General features: G+C 65.7%; 3 protein-coding genes. All 3 read right to left on the bottom strand.

Features of this window, described 5'->3' with window-relative positions; genetic code table 11:
- Window positions 1–328: 328 nt before the first annotated feature.
- A complete protein-coding gene (locus tag FZN60_RS28440) occupies window positions 329–712 on the bottom strand; it encodes a response regulator (protein ID WP_246727346.1) in 384 nt (127 codons plus the stop codon).
- A 161-nt stretch (window positions 713–873) separates the two neighbouring features.
- On the bottom strand, window positions 874–2,037 hold the full coding sequence (locus FZN60_RS28435; protein WP_158877764.1) for a zinc-dependent alcohol dehydrogenase: 1,164 nt from the start codon (window positions 2,035–2,037) through the stop codon (window positions 874–876).
- Window positions 2,038–2,048: 11 nt separating this feature from the next.
- On the bottom strand, window positions 2,049–2,558 hold the full coding sequence (locus FZN60_RS28430; protein WP_158877762.1) for an SRPBCC family protein: 510 nt from the start codon (window positions 2,556–2,558) through the stop codon (window positions 2,049–2,051).
- Window positions 2,559–2,885: the final 327 nt, after the last annotated feature.

The raw sequence follows: 2,885 nt of genomic DNA, 5'->3' as shown, positions 1-2,885 counted from the left end.
CGCTCTGTCCCTCGACCATCGCAAAAAGCAGCAGTAGAGCGCCGTATCTCTGCGCCCAACCGTGCGATCAGCCCCGAAACCTCAAACAACAACCAAGCTCGACGTTTTGACACGGCCTGGACCCTTCTGAGACCCTCAGCGGGTTTACCAGCACACCCGAATGCTGAGATTCGTGCTCGCGCTTCGGATCGATCAAGTGCGGCGATCGACCGCGAGCTATGGCAGCCGAGCGTGAGCCGGCCGGCTCTAGCACTGAGCCGTGTCCATAGCAGAACGTCATCGCTACTTCGTCGCCGGTCTGCCAAGTCGATCGTCTGCCGGCGTGAGTTCACCCGAACAGCGCCTTGGCGATCTGCTCGCTGTCCGCCGGCTTCTCGCACAGCGGGATGGACTGGTAGGTCTGCGGGATCGACCAGCGCTCGTAGCCGGTCAGGAAGACGATCGACACGCCTCGCTCGCGCAGCTTCTCGGCCAGAGGGAAGACCACCTCGCCTCGAAGCTTGATGTCGAGGACCGCGCCGTCGAGCGGAGCGCCTTCAATGATGCGAAAGGCTTCACTCAGCGAGGACACAGGTCCGATGACCTCCGCGCCGATGCTTGCGAACTCCTGCGCCACCTCGTCAGCGACGAAGAACTCGTCCTCCACGATCAGGATGCGCTTTCGCTGCAAGCTCGGCATGAGGGATGAGGCGGTACCGTAAAGCTGACGCATGACCCGTCCCTCGGGTGAATGTTCGACGCGATAGCGGATCGATCACGGGGGCGGACATTTGCGATGCCACCCTCGCGGAACAAAGAAGAAGACGAACCAAAGGCTCCTGAATACGTCCCTGCGATGCCGGGCCGTCGGCTCGCCTCACCTGCGAGGAACCGTCACTGCACGAACACCGCCCGCAGACATCCGTCATCCTTGTGCTTGAACATGCGATAGCCCTCTGGGCTGTCCTCGAGCGGGAAGCGGTGGGTGGCCCGGGCGGCAGGGGTCAGCTCGCCACGCTGAGCATGTTCGAGCAGGCGGGGAACGTAGGCCTGGCCGTGCTGCTGGGCGGTCCTGACGGTGACGCCCTTGTTCATCAGCAGCCCGAGCGGGAACTTGTCCATCACGCCGTAGACACCGAGGATCGAGAGCGTGCCGCCCTTGCGCACGGCCAGCATCGCCTGCCGAAGGGCGGCGCCGCGATCGGTCTCGAGGTAGAGGGCCTGCTTGACCCGGTCATAGGCGTGCTGGAGCCCCGTGCCGCCCGCTTCCATCCCGACGGCGTCGATGCAGGCGTCCGGACCGCGCCCGCCCGTCAGCTCGTTCAGCGCCTCGACCACGTCCACCTTCGTGTAGTCGAGTGGGATGGCGCCGAACGCCTCGGCCTGCGCAAGCCGCTCGGGATAGCGGTCGATGGCGATCACCCGTTCGGCGCCGAGGATCATGGCGCTCTGCTGCGCCATCAGGCCGACCCCGCCGCAGCCCCAGACGGCGATCACGTCGCCCCGATGAATGTTGCAGAAGTCCGCACCCATGAAGCCCGTCGGCGCGGCGTCCGAGATGAAGAGGGCGTCCTCGTCGGCAACGCCGTCCGGCACCTTGAAGCAGTCGGTGTCGGCGAAGGGCACACGCACGTACTGCGCATGCGCGCCGGCATAGCCGCCGAAGGCGTGCGAGTAGGCGTAGATGCCGGCCGTCGGATAGCCGAGCAGCGGCTCCTGCAACTCCGGTTTGGGATGGGTCGTGTCGCAGAGCGAGTAAAGGTCGTGCTGACAGTACCAGCACTTGCCGCAGGAGATGAAGGACGGGACGACGACGCGGTCGCCCTTCTTCACCTTCGTGACGCCGCGGCCGACATCGACGATCTCGCCCATGAACTCGTGACCGAGGACGTCGCCTTCCCGCATCGTCGGGATGAGGCCGTCGATCAGGTGCAGGTCCGACCCGCAGGTGGTCGAGAGCCGGACCTTCAGGATCACGTCGCTCGGGTTGACGATCTCGGGGTCGGCCACGGTCTCGACGCGTAGATCGTTGACGCCGTTCCAGCAGAGCGCACGCATGGGCCTGTCTCCTAGCGATCCACGCCGCCGTTGCGGGCGGCTGGCTGAGGGGCTGTGGTGGGGATCTCGCCGGTGAGGGCGAGCGCGCGGAACCTGTAGAGAGCCGTTCGCACGATCTCGCGCGGGGCGATGTGGAACAGCTTGGCTACCGCCTGCCCGATCGCTCCTCCGGGCGGATCGAACCGCACGTCGAGGTGCAGTTCCGTCCCGCGATCGCCTGGAGCGGGGCGGAAGGTCAGCACGCCGACGTTGGGCACGTCGGCGCCCTCTTCGGTGGTCCAGCGGATGCCGTCCGTATCGCTCTCGGAAACTCTGGTCCGCCAGCGATACTCGCCGCCCGCGGGCCCGTGCGCGACCCAGTCCGCGGTTTGGTCTCCGGAGGGCGTCACCTCGGCGAAGTGCGACCAGATCCGGGACTGGGTGTCGGGTCGCAGCCAGAGCGAGCGCAGGTCGGAGACTGGCTTGCCTATGGTGATGGAAGCAGCCGTCGCTGCGTCTGCTTCGGCCTCAGTGGTGCTCATGGTCCACCTCGAATCCTATTCGCTACCGTCGTGGCCTGACGGCGCTGAGCTGCGCGGCGATGGAGTCGCTCGTCCTCAGGGCTATTTGCAGTTCGACAACAGGCGACGGCGGGTCCTGTCGGACTGCCGACCCCGTGACGCCGGTCGACCACGTCTCTTCCCTACCCTCGCCGCACAACTTGCGGGCACCCGTAGGATCCCTAGCATTACAGTTGCGTTTCTGATGGAAGTCTGAATCGATAGGGAGCCATGACGAGGAGGTCATGGCGATGGTGGCATCGATCGAGGCGACGCTGGAGCTTTGGGCGGCGTCGTTGCGCGACGTGA

It is taken from the genome of Antarcticirhabdus aurantiaca (genome assembly GCF_009765365.1).
Taxonomy (GTDB): domain Bacteria; phylum Pseudomonadota; class Alphaproteobacteria; order Rhizobiales; family Rhizobiaceae; genus Antarcticirhabdus; species Antarcticirhabdus aurantiaca.
This window is presented reverse-complemented; position numbering and strand designations above follow the sequence as displayed.